15 protein-coding genes are annotated in these 15,770 nt (G+C 35.6%); 1 reads left to right on the top strand and 14 read right to left on the bottom strand.

What is annotated here, in order from left to right; all coding sequences use genetic code 11:
* Positions 1 to 110 precede the first annotated feature (110 nt).
* The 14 genes from murD to MHH69_RS05160 all read right to left on the bottom strand — a co-directional run bounded on the left by murD (position 111) and on the right by MHH69_RS05160 (position 14,396).
* The gene (gene murD, locus MHH69_RS05225) at positions 111 to 1,460 is read right to left on the bottom strand and encodes a UDP-N-acetylmuramoyl-L-alanine--D-glutamate ligase (RefSeq protein WP_341361853.1); all 1,350 of its coding nucleotides are present in this window, start codon (positions 1,458 to 1,460) and stop codon (positions 111 to 113) included.
* A complete protein-coding gene (gene mraY, locus MHH69_RS05220) occupies positions 1,457 to 2,431 on the bottom strand; it encodes a phospho-N-acetylmuramoyl-pentapeptide-transferase (protein ID WP_122970270.1) in 975 nt (324 codons plus the stop codon). The genes murD and mraY overlap by 4 nt, the downstream gene beginning before the upstream one ends.
* Before the next feature lie 76 nt (positions 2,432 to 2,507).
* Complete coding sequence (locus MHH69_RS05215) at positions 2,508 to 4,430, bottom strand: stage V sporulation protein D (RefSeq protein WP_122970269.1); 1,923 nt, start codon at positions 4,428 to 4,430, stop codon at positions 2,508 to 2,510.
* Between the two features lie 66 nt (positions 4,431 to 4,496).
* A complete protein-coding gene (locus tag MHH69_RS05210; RefSeq protein WP_445954561.1) occupies positions 4,497 to 6,704 on the bottom strand; it encodes a penicillin-binding protein in 2,208 nt (735 codons plus the stop codon).
* The gene (ftsL, locus tag MHH69_RS05205; protein WP_122970267.1) at positions 6,701 to 7,069 is read right to left on the bottom strand and encodes a cell division protein FtsL; all 369 of its coding nucleotides are present in this window, start codon (positions 7,067 to 7,069) and stop codon (positions 6,701 to 6,703) included. Before ftsL ends, MHH69_RS05210 begins: the two co-directional genes overlap by 4 nt.
* Positions 7,070 to 8,020, bottom strand: a complete 951-nt coding sequence (rsmH, locus tag MHH69_RS05200; RefSeq protein WP_122970266.1) for a 16S rRNA (cytosine(1402)-N(4))-methyltransferase RsmH — start codon at positions 8,018 to 8,020, stop codon at positions 7,070 to 7,072.
* Between the two features lie 32 nt (positions 8,021 to 8,052).
* On the bottom strand, positions 8,053 to 8,484 hold the full coding sequence (gene mraZ / locus MHH69_RS05195; protein WP_122970265.1) for a division/cell wall cluster transcriptional repressor MraZ: 432 nt from the start codon (positions 8,482 to 8,484) through the stop codon (positions 8,053 to 8,055).
* Between the two features lie 299 nt (positions 8,485 to 8,783).
* The gene (gene bshC, locus MHH69_RS05190; RefSeq protein WP_341361851.1) at positions 8,784 to 10,400 is read right to left on the bottom strand and encodes a bacillithiol biosynthesis cysteine-adding enzyme BshC; all 1,617 of its coding nucleotides are present in this window, start codon (positions 10,398 to 10,400) and stop codon (positions 8,784 to 8,786) included.
* Positions 10,401 to 10,531: 131 nt separating this feature from the next.
* Positions 10,532 to 10,915 carry a DUF3397 family protein gene (locus MHH69_RS05185; RefSeq protein ID WP_241559244.1) on the bottom strand — a complete coding sequence of 128 codons (384 nt, stop codon included), beginning with the start codon at positions 10,913 to 10,915 and terminating at the stop codon, positions 10,532 to 10,534.
* Positions 10,916 to 10,920: 5 nt separating this feature from the next.
* Complete coding sequence (locus MHH69_RS05180; protein ID WP_122970262.1) at positions 10,921 to 11,823, bottom strand: ketopantoate reductase family protein; 903 nt, start codon at positions 11,821 to 11,823, stop codon at positions 10,921 to 10,923.
* Positions 11,824 to 12,176: 353 nt separating this feature from the next.
* On the bottom strand, positions 12,177 to 12,560 hold the full coding sequence (locus tag MHH69_RS05175; RefSeq protein ID WP_122970261.1) for a transcriptional regulator: 384 nt from the start codon (positions 12,558 to 12,560) through the stop codon (positions 12,177 to 12,179).
* A 157-nt stretch (positions 12,561 to 12,717) separates the two neighbouring features.
* Positions 12,718 to 13,467 carry an enoyl-CoA hydratase/isomerase family protein gene (locus MHH69_RS05170; RefSeq protein WP_445954575.1) on the bottom strand — a complete coding sequence of 250 codons (750 nt, stop codon included), beginning with the start codon at positions 13,465 to 13,467 and terminating at the stop codon, positions 12,718 to 12,720.
* Positions 13,468 to 13,664: 197 nt separating this feature from the next.
* Entirely contained in the window at positions 13,665 to 13,838 is a 174-nt protein-coding gene (gene rpmF / locus MHH69_RS05165; protein ID WP_036202717.1) for a 50S ribosomal protein L32, read from the bottom strand.
* Positions 13,839 to 13,862: 24 nt separating this feature from the next.
* Complete coding sequence (locus tag MHH69_RS05160; protein ID WP_122970259.1) at positions 13,863 to 14,396, bottom strand: YceD family protein; 534 nt, start codon at positions 14,394 to 14,396, stop codon at positions 13,863 to 13,865.
* A gap of 143 nt (positions 14,397 to 14,539) precedes the next feature.
* Here MHH69_RS05160 and MHH69_RS05155 point away from each other — a divergent pair, with 143 nt between their 5' ends.
* Positions 14,540 to 15,748, top strand: a complete 1,209-nt coding sequence (locus MHH69_RS05155; protein WP_122970258.1) for a nucleotidyltransferase — start codon at positions 14,540 to 14,542, stop codon at positions 15,746 to 15,748.
* Positions 15,749 to 15,770 lie beyond the last annotated feature (22 nt).

The following is a 15,770-nucleotide window of genomic DNA, read 5'->3' as shown; positions in this document are numbered from 1 at the left end:
TAAGGCATCCTTTCCTCTTATGAACTAAGAAATCAAAAAAACAAAAGAGGTGTGCTTAGAAAATCTTAATTCCTAAGCACTAATGTTATTACAATTTGGAGGGATTAAAACTAAAGTTTCATGACAGCTTCAATGAACAAGTCGCCTCTAACTTCAAAACTTTTATATTGATCCCAACTAGCGCAAGCAGGTGAAAGTAGAATGACATCACCACTTTCTGATATGGAGGCAGCTTTTGGAACTGCATCCTCCACATTTTCCGCTAGTATTGTCTCGCTTATTCCACAAGATTGAGCAAATTCTATAAAGCGTTTACCAGTTTCTCCAAATGCAACTACACCTTTTACATGATTCATGGCTAGACGTAATTCTTCAAAAGAGTGTCCTCGTTCTAATCCACCAGCTATTAAAACAGTTGGTTGATCGAATGCTTCTAACGCCACTTTCGTTGCTAAACAATTCGTTGCCTTTGAATCGTTGTATATTTTACGGCCATTCCATTCCCGTACAAATTGAGTACGGTGTCGAACACCAGTAAAGGTTTTTAATACTTCTTCAATAGCCTGTTTATCACATCCATATAAAATGCATGTAGCGACGGCAGCTAAAATGTTTTCTAAATTATGTTTTCCTGGAAGAGCAATGGATGCTCGATCCAAGTAAAATTCACCTTGCCAATAAATCGCCGTTTCATCTGCACTAATTCCCTCTTCTGAACGTCCATTCGTACTAAAAGGAACTTTTTTAGCTCTCGATTTCATAGCAAGCTGATTAACAATTTCTTGATCGGCATTATAAATAAACCAATCTTCCTCATCTTGATTGTTTGTAATGGCATATTTCGCTTCAACATATTGTTCAAAAGTACCATGATAATCTAAATGGGCATCATATAAATTCATTAAAATAGCGATGTCCGGTTTAAATTCAATTGTCCCCATTAATTGGAAAGAAGATAGTTCCGTAACGATAACATTTTCTTTCGTTGCTTCTGCTGCAACGCCACAAGCAACGGTGCCGATATTCCCCGCAATTAAGGGATTTCTTGAACCACGATTTAACATTTCAAATATTAACGTTGTCGTCGTTGTTTTTCCGTTTGTGCCTGTTATCCCAATGATTGGTGCTTCACTTACTAAATAAGCAAGTTCTACTTCCGTAATAACCGGAATTCCACGATGGATAGCATCCGATACAATCGGATTTGAATAAGGAATACCTGGATTTTTTACAAGCAACTCAAAACCTTCATCTAATAAATCTTCAGGGTGACGACCACAAATGACGGTAATTCCCTTTTTTAATAACCCTTGGGCTTGGGGATTTTCATCAAAGGATTTGGAATCATTTACTGTTACAAAAGCTCCTAACTGATGTAGTAACTCTGCAGCAGCTACGCCACTTTTTGCTAATCCTAAAACTAATACTTTTTTATGCTGTAATTTTGAATATGGAATCATAGTAATGCCTCCGATACAACTGCAATTAATGCTACAACTAAAGCTGTCGTCCAAAATACGCCGACTACTTTACGTTCTGACCATCCTGACAATTCAAAATGGTGGTGAATTGGACTCATTTTGAAAATACGTTTGCCACGTAACTTGAAACTTGCAACTTGTAAAATGACAGATAACGTTTCAATGACAAAAACTAATCCAACTAAAAGAAGTAGCAATTCTTCTTTTACAAGTATCGAAACGAGGGCAAGGGCTCCACCTAATGCTAAGGAGCCCGTATCCCCCATAAATACTTTTGCTGGGTTTGCATTAAAAAGTAAGAACCCTAGCAATGCGCCGGTAACTGCAAAAGTAAATAGCGCTACATCAGCTTGTTCATTATAAAGGGCAATAACTCCATATGCCGCAAAGGCGATGGATGCTGTGCCTGCCACTAATCCGTCTAATCCGTCTGTTAAGTTGACTGCATTTGAAAAGCCTACTAACCAGAATATTAAGAAGGCTACATATAAAATTCCTAAATCAATTGACCAGTCTGTAAACGGTATACCGACGGAAGTATCAAATGAACCTAAACGTAATAATAGGAATGCAGCAATTGAAATAATAATTTGACCGATTAATTTTTGTAAAGATGTTAAACCTAAGTTTCGTTTAAAGATAACTTTAATGCCATCATCTAAAAATCCGATTAAACCAAAACCAGCTAATACAAGTATCATTACGATTGATTGTGTTGTAAATAGATTAAATATATTTCCAACAATTACCGTCGTAGCAATAATCGATATTAAAAAGATTATCCCACCCATAGTTGGGGTACCGGCCTTTTTCATATGAGACTGGGGACCTTCTTCTCGAATACTCTGTCCAAATTTTAATCGTCTAAGTATTGGGATTAATATTGGAGCTAGAACCACAGAAGCGATAAATGAAATTGCTAGAATGGTTATTGTTGTTGTAATTGTCATGATAAATCTCCTTTAATTCTGTTCATTCTTAAATGATTCATCCTAATAATAGATGTTTTCTTTCCATTTTTAAAGATTAGTTTTCTTCTAAATAAAGATGGATTGTACCATCTTGTTGAATAATATTCTCTGCTTCTGGTAATTGGGAAGTAACTTTCTTTCCATCTCCGTGTATTTCAATATTGAATGGATATTGTAATTCCATGATTTCATCTAATGTGTAACCGACTAAATTAGGAACTCGCTCCGTAATTGGATCTCCCCAACGATATTGTTTTTCAAGTTGTCCTTCTCGATCTACTTCTAATCCGATTTCAGGTGCAATGTCCTCAATGATTTGACCAACGATTGGAGCTGCAATTGTACTACCAAATACAACTGAACTTTTTGGATTATCAATCGCAACATACACAACAACTTCCGGATTATCCGCAGGGGCAAATCCTATAAATGATACGATATATTCACCGTCTTTATAACGTCCATCCTCAACTTTTTGGGCAGTCCCCGTTTTGCCACCAATACGTAGACCATCCCGGTAAGCTTGACGACCTGAACCATTAGCAACGACAGACTCAAGGGCTTCCCGGACTTTTTTTGACGTTTCTTCACTTATAACGTTTCTTTTTAATTCAGGTTTACTTTCAAGTATTGTGTTACCAGACTCCGAATCATACACTCGTGATACAACATAAGGTGTAAAAAGTTTCCCACCGTTTACAGCTGCTGCAACGGCTTGTACTTGCTGGATTGGTGTGACGGCAATCCCTTGACCGAAGGAGGTCGTGGCATGCTCCACTGGTCCGAAAGATTCTTCTGAGAATAAAATTCCAGATGCCTCACCAGCAATGTTCGATCCAGTAGGTTCCCCAAAGCCAAAATCTTTAATATATTGAAGTAATTTTGTCGCCCCTACCCGTTGTCCCATTTCAATAAATCCAGGGTTACAAGAATTTTCGACGACTTCTAAAAATGTTTCACTACCATGTCCTTCCCTTTTCCAACAACGAAGTCTTGAATCTTCCACGATTGTATAACCTTTGTCATAAAACATATCATTTTCTAAATCAACTACATCTTCTTCCAAGGCAGCACTTAACGTAATGATTTTAAAAGTCGAACCTGGTTCATAGGTCATCCAAACAGGTAAGTTGCGATTGTATATCGATTGATCTGTTTCTTCAAAATTTGAAGGATCGTATGTAGGATAAGATGAAAGTGCTAGTATTTCTCCAGTATTGACATCCATCGCAATTGCTAGTGCTTGATCTGCATTGTATTTTTCCATCGCCTGGGATAATTCCCGCTCAACAACTTCTTGAACTTCCAAATCAATCGTCAGCTCAACGGTAGCACCTTGCTCGCCTTCCCGCCACTCATCATCAACGTGGGGTAAGGAATTCCCCTGTGCATCTGTAAAAAGACGAATTGCCGCATCTTTTGATGTGAGTAGTTTATCGTATTGATATTCAATACCAGCTAGCCCCTGTGTATCATACCCTGTAAAACCTAAAAATCTAGATAGTAAACTCCCATATGGATAATGTCGTACATAATCGACACCACTATATAAGCCATCAATTTTAAGGCCTTGAATTTGTACAGCTTGTTCATACGTAATGTTTTTTGCTTCAGGGGCTAGTTTCACCAAGTAATCTCTAGTGTTCATTTTTTCGTATAATTTTTTCGGATCTAACTTTAAAACGGAAGCAATTTGATTTGCTGCTTCTTCGATATTATCATTTTGAGCTGGCATAAAATAAAGGGTTGGAGCCAGTTTATTCGTAACGATAACTTTTCCAGTACGATCTACAATTTCCCCTCTTTCAGATGCAAAGGGAATTTCCCGGTCCCAGTTTTCTTTCGCCAATTCTGTTAGTTTGTCATGCTGGATGACTTGGACATAAAACAATCGAACGACAACTGCTAAACCAAAAAGTACAAAACCAAATATGATTAACTTTAACCTTTTTTTTGAAATGGTAGAAATCCACTTCATTCGACATTCACACCTCGTTTTTAACAAAGTATGAAATAAAAACAACTTCTATTCGAAAAGGTTTTGTTAATCTTGCGGTAAGTCTTCACCTTCCTCCGTTTTTTCCTCTTTCGCTGAGTATACTTCTTCTGGTGTCTTCAACTGAATAACAATTGGTGAATCATCAGCTATTACAGTATTTGGAGAAACACTTTGACTTGTTACAAACCCTTCTCCTGCAACTTCTATTCGTAAACCGGACATTTGTTTATAGACTAATACATTTCGTAAAGACCAATTATCAAAGGACGGAAGGGTAATGGCTCCATCAGTCTTTAAAAATATTAAACTACCTTTTGGAATAGATAAACCTTCTTTAGGATATTGGTCGGTTATTTTTCCACCTTCACCAATAATAATCGGTGTTAACCCTTCATTCGTTAATGCTGTCTGAACTTTTTCCGCATCATTACCAACATAATTTCCCATTGATTCTGTTTGTACTTCTACTGCATCTTCAGGATTAATATTTAAATATTTTAAACTATTTTCCATAACCGAAGTGAATACTTTTGCTACTGGTTCAGAACCAGCCTCGGTTAATTTTAATTTAGGTCGTTTCACGGCTACATAGACAATGAGTTGCGGGTCATCGGCAGGTGCCATTCCTAAGAAGGAATATAAATAATTGTTTTTTCCTGTTAAATATCCAGAGCCATCGGTATCAGCAATCCATGCAGTCCCAGTTTTACCTGCTACCTCATAGCCTTCAATGGCAAATCGTTTTGCCGTCCCTGCTTCAGCTGTAACCGTAGAAGCTAGTACTTCACGAACTTGTTTTGCCGTCTCTTTCGAAATAGGTTCACCTTTTACTTTTGACTTTTCTTCTTGAATCACTTTACCTGTATTGGAATCTACTATTTTATCAATCACATATGGTTGCATCATTTTGCCGTCATTTGCAATGGCCGTCATTGCCTGGACAAGCTGTATAGGAGTTGCTGTTGAACCTTGACCATAGGATGTTGTCACATAGTTTACTGGATAATTCGTTAGTAGTGTACCTGATGCCTCATTTGGTAACCCAATATCAGTCTTTTTACCAAAACCGAATTTTTTAAAATAATCAATTAGCGTTTCGTTTCCGATATCTTCTAATAAGTTAGCCATAGCTGTATTAGATGAACGTTGAAATCCTTCTAAATAGCTAATTTTCCCCCAACCTACTTGGTTATGGTCACGAATCGTTCTATCTAAAATGGTATAACTACCAGACTGGTATTGTGCATTTGGTTTCCATTTTCCAGTCTCTATGGCAGTCGCTAGTGTGAAAGTTTTCATCGTTGAACCAGGTTCTATAGCAGACTCAATTACTTCATTTGTCCAAGAATCTAACCCCCCTCTTGTATCCGGGTCAAAGGTTGGCCGTTGGGACATTGCTAATATTTCACCCGTTTTCGGATCTGCGACTATAGCTACCATCGACTCAGGGTTGTAGTCTTTATACACGTCTGTCATCGCTTCTTCTAAAAAATTTTGAATCGTTTTATCTAAAGTAAGATAGATATCATCTCCGTCTTTCGCCGGTTGAACCATCTTTTCAGAGTTTGGAAGTAAGTATCCAAATAGATCACTTTCATAATGAACGGAGCCGTTTTCCCCTTGTAACTCCTTATCATAAATATATTCTAAGCCCATTTTACCTACTGTTTTAAAGGAACCATCCTTTTGTTCTTCTTTTAAGGCAAAACCAATTAAATGGGAAGCAAAAGGACCATTTGGATAATATCGATTAGTATCGCTGGCAAAAACAATGCCTGGTAAATCTTCTTTTTTAATCGCATTCATTACTTCATGGCTAATACTACGACCAGCTGAACCAAACTCTACTTGCCATCTTTCTTTTGAAACTCCTTCTTTCAAAATTTCATAGATATCCGATTCTTCCATAGCTATATGTTCAGATAATACTTTAGCTGTCTTTTCAAGATCTACTACATGTTGTGGGTCGTCTTTTTTCGTAGTTGCTTTCGGACTGACAACTGCAATTAACCTGTAACTTAATGTATCTTCTGCTATGACACTGCCATTACGATCTAATATTTTTCCCCGATCTGCCGTTAGAACCGCTTCCTTTTCATATAATGCTGCAGCCCTTGCTTCTAATTGATGTCCATTCACTTCTCCCGTTGCTTGGATAGTAAAAATTCGTATAAATAATGAAAAAAAGAGCCCTCCATAAATAATAAACATTAGAAAGGCTCCCCATTGGAATCGAAATCTCTTTTTTTTCATTCTCCCGGCACTACCTTTACATTGTTCTCATTAAGAGTCAAACCGAGTGCTTTTGCTTTTTCCCAAATTCGTTCATACGTAGATAACTCACTAACTTGAACTTTCAAGTCAACATTTTGTTTTTCAATTTCAGAAATTTGAGATTCAATCTCCTGTATTTCCATCGACGTTTGCTGGATTGAACTTTGCTTATGTAATATCGAAACAGCCAATACAGCAACGATGGCAACAAATGCAATATATAAAAACTTTTCTTTAGCCGTAATTCTTGATTTTTTTCTTTTACTTTGTTGTTTTTGGGGCTGTTGATGTTCAGGAACTACTGGCTGTTGAATATACGAATCTTGCCTAACACGTACTGCCATTTACCCACGTCCTTTTTCATTTATTTTTTCAGCGATTCGAAGCTTGGCCGAGCGTGAACGATTATTTGCCTCAAGTTCCTCCTCTGAAGGGACAATCGGCTTTCTAGTCACCAGTTTTAATGTTGGTTTAAACTCTTCTGGAATAACAGGTAAACCAGGTGGTAAATCAGGAAGTGATGAAGCCTCTTTAAAAATCGATTTTGTTAAACGGTCTTCTAAAGAATGGAAAGTGATGACACTTATTCTTCCACCAACTTTCAACAATTCGATTGCATCTACAAGTGAATCTTCAGCTGCACCTAGCTCATCATTTACAGCTATACGTATAGCTTGAAAAACTCGTTTAGCTGGATGTCCACCCTTTCTTCGGGCTGGGGCTGGAATTCCTTCTTTAATTAGTTCAACAAGCTGACCCGTTGTTTCAATTGGAGCAACTTTTCTAGCTTCTTCAATTTTGCGAGCAATTTGTTTCGAAAACTTTTCTTCCCCGTAACGGAAAAAAATACGAACTAAATCTTCATAAGACCACTTATTTACTACATGAAAGGCAGTAAGTTCCGCCGTTTGATCCATACGCATATCTAAAGGTGCATCATGATGATAACTAAACCCGCGTTCAGGTGTATCTAACTGGGGTGAAGAAACACCTAGGTCATATAAAATACCATCAATTTTTTCAATATTAATTTTTTTCAATTCCTCTTTGACATAGCGGAAGTTTGAATGAACAAAGATAATACGATCCAAATAATTTGCTAATCGAATTTTCGCATTTTCAATCGCTATCATATCTTGGTCAAAACAAATAAGTCTTCCTTCTGATGATAATTGCTGTACTAAGTATTCGCTATGTCCAGCGCCTCCTAAAGTACAATCCACATAGTAACCATGTGGATTGATGTTCAATCCATCAACAGTTTCTTTTAATAATACGGTTGTATGATCGAACATAAACCATTACTCCTTTTTGGCTCATACCTTAACTAGAAGTCAAAGCCAATTAAATTTTCTGCAATTTCATTAAAAGAATCCTCTGCTTCGTTGAAATAAGATTCCCAAGAATCCTTTGCCCAAATCTCAATTTTACTTGATACACCTAGTACAACACATTCTTTTTCAAGTTTTGCGTAAGTAGCGAGTGTGGATGGGATATTAATTCTTCCTTGTTTATCAATTTCAACTTCTGTTGCACCTGAAAAGAAGAAACGTGCAAAGGCACGAGCATCTTTTTTTGTCATAGGCAATTCTTTTAATTTTTCTTCGAGTTTTCGCCATTCATCCATAGGATATCCAAATAGACAGTTATCAAGTCCGCGAGTAATAACAAAAGTATTCCCTAATTCTTCACGGAATTTGGAAGGTATAATTAGTCGTCCTTTTGCATCAACGGAATGTTGATATTCTCCCATGAACATGCTACTCACCCCACTTTAGTAAATAATGTACCACATTCCCCCACTTTCCTCCACATTTTTAAAGAGATTGTTAAGAACTTTTTATAATTTATGTATATAGTACTTTTCTACATTTTCCGTTTTATGAAATTCGACTCAACAATCTAAGACATTTCAACATTCATAGACAACTTTTTACTTATCAAATCCATTCCACCTCTGCAAATTAGGTCCGTTTTTAGGTATTTAGACATAAAAAAACTGTTCCAAAAGTTAAAATGCTAACTTTTGGAACAGTATCATAAAAAAAGGATCGTATATTACAGATGAATGACATAATGATTACGTGAAATCGACAAAGGTAAAGCACATAAATCCTGTATAAAATTCGGTCCATAACTGTTCAAATATTGATAAGGGTTATAAACTCTTTCTTGGAAATTATCATTCGGATAGATCTCTGCGTTGATTAAATCAAACTGACGAATGATCTTTTCGTGTTTATTGAACACTTGCTGCTCAATTTTTTTACTTAAATAGTTCAGTTGTACTTTATGATATTTTAAATTTTTCTCTACAATCGCATGTAAATTTAAATCCTGGGTATTCAAATGGCTATTTAATTTTTCATATTGTTCTTTTAATAATTGGTGTACATGTTCAATTTGCTTTTTTGCTTCCAAATCTTGAACACTTTCGATATATTGCGCCTTCAAACTTTGCGCTTTTCCTAATAGAACTTCTGGGACAGATAATTCATACGCTGATAGTAGTTGATCTACTTTTCGATCCACTAAAGTAATATTTAACCTCGGTGCCAATATAGGCATTTGTAAATCCATTGCATAAAATGCATCTTTCAAAGTTCCCCAATATGCTAATTCTCCAGGGCCCCCAACGAAAGCTAATACAGGAATGGTCATTTCTTGCATTAAAGGTCTTGTCACAACGTTATTACTTAACTGTTCCGGTTTTGTTTTCGCAACATTTAAGAGTTGTTCTTCAGAAAGTTTTATAAGTCCAGTTGAATCTTGGTAATAATGGTCCTTTCTTTCTAATAAATAGCGCTCACCTTCTTGCACATAAAAAAGGTTGGCATTCGTTACCGTTGCATTAATTGGAGTACCAAAACCTTCATTATGTAATAACCGTTCCTTGTCCACTACTGCCTTTGCAATTTTCTCGTTTTGCTCAATGATTTTCACAAAATAAGACGATTCATATTGGCGGAATGGTGTGTATGCGGCATCAACCATTAAAAGGCCTTCGGTTTTAAAAAATTCATTCATCAGTCGCGCAAAGAAATCAGTGAATGTTTCACTTTTTTCGAGTTGTTGAAGACATGATTTATATAGATCATGTGTATATGCCGTTTCACCGAAATCTTGGAAAATTTTATTCAACAATTGACGCATTTCATCTTGGCGAATCGGAGTTGTTGAGGCCATCGTCTTTTTATTTGATCGTTCATGATAAACCCTTTTCTTCGGAGCCCCATTGACGATTGTATAAGTATGATTAATTTCATCTAAATCGTGATCCTCGCCAGCAATCCAAAAAATCGGCACAACTCTTTCGTTTAATTTTTCACTTTGCTCTTTCGCTAACAAAATAACGGAAATTGCTTTATGAATAGAGTATAAGGGACCTGTTAATATTCCAGCTTGTTGTCCACCTACTATAGCAACTGAACCATTTTCAAGGGCACTTAAATTTTCTTCAATTTTATTGGAAATACCTAGAGGTTCCATATAAGAGCGAATAATTTTACTTAACTCTTTTGTTTCGTAATATTTTGATTTTAAATAATTGAATCGAGTAATAAATGATTCATCATTATACTCATACTCATAAAATGGTTTTAATTTTTCACTTCCAGACCAATAATCATCTAATAATTGATTATTAACTGGTAGTTCAATCTGTTCCAGCCTCATAAAAAATATCTCCTCTATTCATTGAACAGTTATCTAAAAGATGTTCTAATTTCTATCTAATCTGTTATATTTATAATTCACTTTCTATATTGTAAACCTTCCATCAAGTTCTTCAAAAGAAAATGCTTATTTTAAATCATGACATAGTTTATTATACTTTGAATTAATCCTACAATCCAAATAACGAAATAGGAAAGGGTTAATAAAATGAAGAATAATCGCCATATTTTTTTAAACAACGATAAAATTTTTATTTCCTTTTTCGTACGCCAATCTATGTATGTAAAAATTATGGCAATAAAAATAGCCACTATAAAGACGATTCCACTATAATTTCCTCCCCATAAACTAGAAATCGAAAGGGGAACTGAGAAAAACAATACGAAGGTCGTAACATCCGATGCCCTTCCTATCGATTGAATATTACTCTTTTTACGTTTTCGCCAAATAACATATGTAAAGAAAAACAAAATGATAGGGAAAAATATAATTGTACTTACGATGTATTGAATCATTGTTTTCACATTTTCTCACCGCTCTCTTCTATCGCTACTATTAAATGATATAGTGTAGTTAATATCGGTAAAGTTTTCCCTCTTTTTGCTGCTCTTTTTAAAACCGCTCCAACAATTGTATCAATTTCCGTCGGTCTTTTATGTAAAATGTCCGCTAACATGGATGAAGTGTTTATAGCTGTTTTCCTACATAACTTTTCCACTTCTTCAAAAGGAAATATGGCTTTTTTCTCCGGAAAAGCAATCATAAGCTCATTATATAATTTCTCCAATAATTTATAGGTATGTGGATTTTCTATTAACATACCATTTTTCACTCGCAAAATTGCGGTTAACGGATTGATAAAACAATTCAATAAAGCTTTTTCGAATAGCATGTCTTCTACATTTTCTACAAAAGTAACTTGAAATAATTCATTCGTTTTTTGTGAAAATAAATGAAACGGTGTTGCCGTGCCCCTTTCCATAGCAATTTTTAAAACACCTTGTCCTCGATGTACGATCGTATAATCATTTTCCCTTTCAGCACCGAACTGACAAGAACCAAAGGCGATTGTTTTCTGTGGTAGTTGAACTGCTTCTTCTAAGTGGGCTAAACCATTTTGTAAAAAGAGGAGTGGGATATCTTCATGGATGGTACGAAGTATAGGATAAATTTGATTTAATTCCCCATATTTCACTGCAATTATAACAATCGATTGTTTTGAAATACCTTCTAAATCCATTGCTACTTGGACTTTTGTTTTGGTCATTGTACCATCTAAATTTTTCCGTACTAAGCCATGCCGTAAAAGTTGTTCTGCTTGGTTTTCTCTACGAACGATTAACTTTACAGTGTCATTGCATTCTGATAAAAAGCTGGCAACTAACATACCGACCGAACCAGCTCCAATCACAATAATATCCAAATCGTCACCTCCTATTACGAACGAAAAGTAAAGGTCTACCCGATGAGGCAGACCTTGTATTTTTTACTATTATACCGGATTTTTTCGATACGGTAATGTAATTTGTTTGTTATTCCTTTTTAAATGCATAGATAAATCAGTAGACAAACTATTCCGATGAAACTTTTTGTCTACTATTAATAAAGTAAATAAATCCATGAATGCATGAACCTGTTGCAATCTCTTTTGCCAAAAAGAACAAAAGAAAATACATATTTCCCTCTTAATGTTCTCAAATAAAAGATTGGAATAAAAATCCGGTATTGCCTATCTATTCAACATTTTATTTAATTCAAAAATAAATTTTCAAACATTTATTTTTGATGTTCGATGAAGCTTGCCCCTTGTTGTAGCCATTTTAAAATTCTTTCATGTTCAGTTTGTAATTCCCGATATTTTATTTCTAGTTCATTATATGCTTCTGTTAATTCATCAAAACTACTAAGTGCTAGTTTTAAATGGCTGCGCATTAATTGCTTCGGACGCTTTCTCACACTATTTAACATTTGGCCATATTGTTGACGTAATGTTTTATTCCATCGAAAACCGCACGCTTGTTTTGTACGATTTAATACACTCGCCGCTTCAGCAAATGCTTCAAGTTGTGTTTTACCATTTTGAACAGCTTGAATAACGATTTCAGCTAATTTTTCATCGTCATCTGCTGTCCACTGATCTTTACGTCTTTTTCCATCCATTTCTATCACCTCTCATTTTTTACTACTATATGCAGGTCAATAGATTAAATAGAATAACAATCATAGAAAAATAGGTTGAGACCTATTAATTTCTTTCTACTCCCTTTCTATATAAAAACAAAAAATAAAAACGCCTCTCTACACGAGGGCGCATTCACTATTTTGATTTATTTAAAAAGCGTTGAACAGCTTCATTATGAGCGTCACTTTCCCATAGTTTTGCACATAATCGAATCTCTTCCATCACGCGTTCATACATATTTTTTTCTTTCCAATTTCGAAGTTGTATCTCTTTATACGCTTGGTGGACGGATGGATGTATTTCCCTCATATCAACAATGAAATTTTCAAGGGCTTTTTCCTTTGAACCTTCAAATACGACTGACGCCCAACCCATTTCATATAAACGTTGTGCGTTATAACTTTTAGCGTCTATTAGCATTTTTAAAGCGTGGTCATGTCGTAAACCTCTTTCAAATAGATAAGTTCCTCCACCCCAACCACTTGTGATCGATAGAGTTCCTTGAATAAATCCACATTTAACATGACTAGCAACGAGACGAAAATCACAAGCCGTTGCAATTTCACACCCTCCACCAACCGCCGCTCCGTTAACAAGGGCAATCGTTGGCACACGTAAAGTAGCTAAGTCATATAAAATATGTCCCATTTTACTAAGCATACTAAAGGCTTCTTCTTCAGTATGAAGACTATGAAATTCAGACAAATCTCCACCAGAGCAAAAGGCTTTTTCACCGCTACCCGTTACGACTAAAAAACGAACATCTTGTTGATGTTTGATATATGAAATCGTTTCTTTTAATCCTTCCATCACTTTATCATTGACCGCATTTCTTTTTTCTTGTCGATCAATCGTAAAGGTTACAATCCCATCATTGTTCTCCATTTTGTAAGCCACAACTAAACATCCCCTTTAAAATGAACCTATTCCATTAAAATAGTAAAGGAGCTGTCTATAATTTACAAGGGAGTTTCTAATATAGGAATTCCTTTTGTTTTATACTTTCATTTATTTAAACAACTAAAAAAGGCTATTAGAGAGCCATGGTCTCTCTAATAGCCTTATCATTAGTAAATACTGAATTATTTACTAACTACTTCTTTACCTTTGTAGTGTCCACAAGCTTTACAAACGTGGTGAGCTAATGTTGCTTCGCCACAGTTTGGGCATGCTACCATACCAGGTACAGATAATTTGAAATGCGTACGACGCTTTCTTTTTGCAGTTTTAGAAGTTCTTCTAAATGGTACAGCCATTATTGGCACCTCCTTACAGATTATCTATTCATCTGTTTGATCAAAATACTTAGCTAAATCAGCAAGTCTTGGATCCACTTTTGGTTCGTCATTTTCCTTTTGACGAGCAACATCTTCATCAGTTGAATAGCTCCAGCCTTTACCGCCTTGTACTTTTCCTTCCGTATCCTCTTTAAATACTTGCATCGGTACTTCAAGAAGTACAAGTTCTTCTAGTACTGGTTTTAAGTCGATTACTTCACCATCAATATAATGTATATCTTCATCGTCATGACCACGATGTTCAGGATCTATCCAGCTGAAAACCTCAACTGCATCGACTTCAATTGGATATTCAACATCTTCCCAAGTTCTAGATTCAGGAAGAGTTAATGTCGCTGTCATCGTAAATTGACATGTCATTTGCGATGCACCGAAAGTACAGTGTCCTTTTACATGAACGGGTGAAATATGACGAATATCTTTGTTTCGTTTCATTACATCATCCAATTGTACTTCTGCATCTATCGGCATCCCATTTTGGCGATACTTCGATAATTGATGAATTGACCATTTCATTCATTAATCACCTCGAGACAACAATGTTGATTATATAATGTGTATTTTTAGATGTCAAGATATTTTCTTGTCACTAGACAAAATGAGTACTATAATTTTTATAAATTGATAGTAGGAAAAAATGATTTTTAGGAGTGTAGCAAATGAAAGCAGTCGGCGTTGTTGTTGAATATAATCCGTTTCATAACGGACACCTTTATCATGCAAAACAATCAAAAAATCAATCCAATGCCGATGTCGTCATTGCTGTGATGAGTGGACATTTTTTACAACGAGGTGAGCCGTCTCTCGTTGATAAATGGCATCGAACAAAAATGGCATTACAAAATGGTATAGATCTTGTTATCGAACTTCCTTATGTTTTTAGCACTGGACATGCTACCCACTTTGCAGAAGGGGCTATAACGCTTTTAAATGCAATTGGATGTGAAACTTTTACTTTCGGAAGTGAAGAAGGCACTATTGAACCATTTTTCAATACGTATCATTTAATTAAAGCCCATGAAGAGGAATACAACTCGCTAATAAAACAGTTTGTTACAACTGGGATTAGTTATCCCCAAAGTTTATATATGGCATACGAGCAACTGCGACAAAAAGTATCAAAAGCAACAATTGATTTATCTCAGCCAAATAACATTTTAGGCTATCACTACATCGAAGCGGCGAAACGATTGAATTTATCCATTGAACCGTCAACCATTCAACGTATTCAAGCAGGCTATCACGATAGCATCAATGTCAATTCATCCATTGCTAGTGCAACTGGAATTCGAAAAGCCATTTTTGAAGAACAATTATTACAAAGGGTGAAAAAATACGTCCCTTCTGAAACCTATTTACAACTGGAAAATTGGAACAATCAATATCATACATTTATCCATTGGGAATCATTATGGTCATACTTGCGTTACGCTATTTTGAGAAATACCCCAGAACAGTTAACCCAATTCGCCGATGTATCTGAAGGAATTGAACATGCACTAATAAAAGCTGCTAAAAAAAGTGATTCCTTTTTCGACTTTATGAACAATGTGAAATCAAAAAGGTACACTTGGACAAGGCTTCAAAGAATGCTTACTCATATTTATACTGGGATAACGAAGGAACAGCTTCATCAATCTTCTAAACCATCTTATATTCGCTTATTAGGTATGACAACAACTGGACAAGCTTATTTATCGGAAAAGAAAAAACAATTCACCCTTCCATTAATAAGCCGAGTTGCTTCTGTTAAAGACCCAATGCTTGCATTAGACATCCGCGCAACCGATATGTATGCACTAGGAGTGGAATTATCAACGAAAGAAAAGATAGCAAAGGATTATCAAACTCCCCCTATTCGTTTATAAAAAATATTAAAAAGGGATGACA

The sequence above is a fragment of the Ureibacillus sp. FSL E2-3493 genome, from assembly GCF_038077515.1.
Classification (GTDB): Bacteria; Bacillota; Bacilli; order Bacillales_A; family Planococcaceae; genus Ureibacillus; species Ureibacillus halotolerans.
Note: the sequence above shows the minus strand (reverse complement) of the source record. Positions and strands in the feature narration are given on the sequence as shown.

Excerpts from the sequence above, each read along its gene's own strand:
- rsmH (WP_122970266.1), bottom strand. The coding sequence starts at position 8,020 with ATGTTCGATCATACAACCGTATTATTAAAAGAAACTGTTGATGGATTG.
- ftsL (WP_122970267.1), bottom strand. The coding sequence starts at position 7,069 with ATGGCAGTACGTGTTAGGCAAGATTCGTATATTCAACAGCCAGTAGTT.
- bshC (WP_341361851.1), bottom strand. The coding sequence starts at position 10,400 with ATGAGGCTGGAACAGATTGAACTACCAGTTAATAATCAATTATTAGAT.
- rpmF (WP_036202717.1), bottom strand. The coding sequence starts at position 13,838 with ATGGCTGTACCATTTAGAAGAACTTCTAAAACTGCAAAAAGAAAGCGT.
- MHH69_RS05185 (WP_241559244.1), bottom strand. The coding sequence starts at position 10,915 with ATGATTCAATACATCGTAAGTACAATTATATTTTTCCCTATCATTTTG.
- MHH69_RS05210 (WP_445954561.1), bottom strand. The coding sequence starts at position 6,704 with ATGAAAAAAAAGAGATTTCGATTCCAATGGGGAGCCTTTCTAATGTTT.
- MHH69_RS05170 (WP_445954575.1), bottom strand. The coding sequence starts at position 13,467 with ATGGAGAACAATGATGGGATTGTAACCTTTACGATTGATCGACAAGAA.
- MHH69_RS05160 (WP_122970259.1), bottom strand. The coding sequence starts at position 14,396 with ATGAAATGGTCAATTCATCAATTATCGAAGTATCGCCAAAATGGGATG.
- MHH69_RS05155 (WP_122970258.1), top strand. The coding sequence starts at position 14,540 with ATGAAAGCAGTCGGCGTTGTTGTTGAATATAATCCGTTTCATAACGGA.
- MHH69_RS05215 (WP_122970269.1), bottom strand. The coding sequence starts at position 4,430 with ATGAAGTGGATTTCTACCATTTCAAAAAAAAGGTTAAAGTTAATCATA.
- murD (WP_341361853.1), bottom strand. The coding sequence starts at position 1,460 with ATGATTCCATATTCAAAATTACAGCATAAAAAAGTATTAGTTTTAGGA.
- mraZ (WP_122970265.1), bottom strand. The coding sequence starts at position 8,484 with ATGTTCATGGGAGAATATCAACATTCCGTTGATGCAAAAGGACGACTA.
- MHH69_RS05175 (WP_122970261.1), bottom strand. The coding sequence starts at position 12,560 with ATGGATGGAAAAAGACGTAAAGATCAGTGGACAGCAGATGACGATGAA.
- mraY (WP_122970270.1), bottom strand. The coding sequence starts at position 2,431 with ATGACAATTACAACAACAATAACCATTCTAGCAATTTCATTTATCGCT.